The organism is Arenibacter sp. F26102 (assembly GCF_023015865.1).
Taxonomy (GTDB): Bacteria; Bacteroidota; Bacteroidia; order Flavobacteriales; family Flavobacteriaceae; genus Arenibacter.
The window spans coordinates 1-281 of the sequence record NZ_JALKBC010000078.1; the positions used below are offsets into that span (position 1 = coordinate 1).

The following is a 281-nucleotide window of genomic DNA, read 5'->3' on the forward strand; positions in this document are numbered from 1 at the left end:
ATCTTCGGCAGTGCCGACGAGTTCCACTATGTCTATCAGGAACTACAGGGAGATGGGGAGATCATAGCCCAGTTAATGAGCCTTGAACAGACCAACGGTTGGGCCAAGGCCGGGGTGATGATGAGGAGCGACCTTGATGCAAACTCCGCCATGGCGATGATGATCATGGCACCGAACCCCAACAATACAGGGATACCGGCATATAGTTTCCAGTACAGGCCCACAAAAGGTGGCACTCTTGGAACCGGCAACTATACCGCCCCTGCACCGGCTCCGGGAGG

The 281-nt window shown here is 55.5% G+C and carries 1 protein-coding gene; it reads left to right on the forward strand.

Annotated features, from left to right (window positions below; translation table 11 throughout):
• Nucleotides 1-75: 75 nt before the first annotated feature.
• Nucleotides 76-281, forward strand: a 206-nt coding sequence (locus MWU78_RS22640; RefSeq protein WP_247002034.1) for a hypothetical protein, incomplete at its 3' end; no start/stop codon positions are given.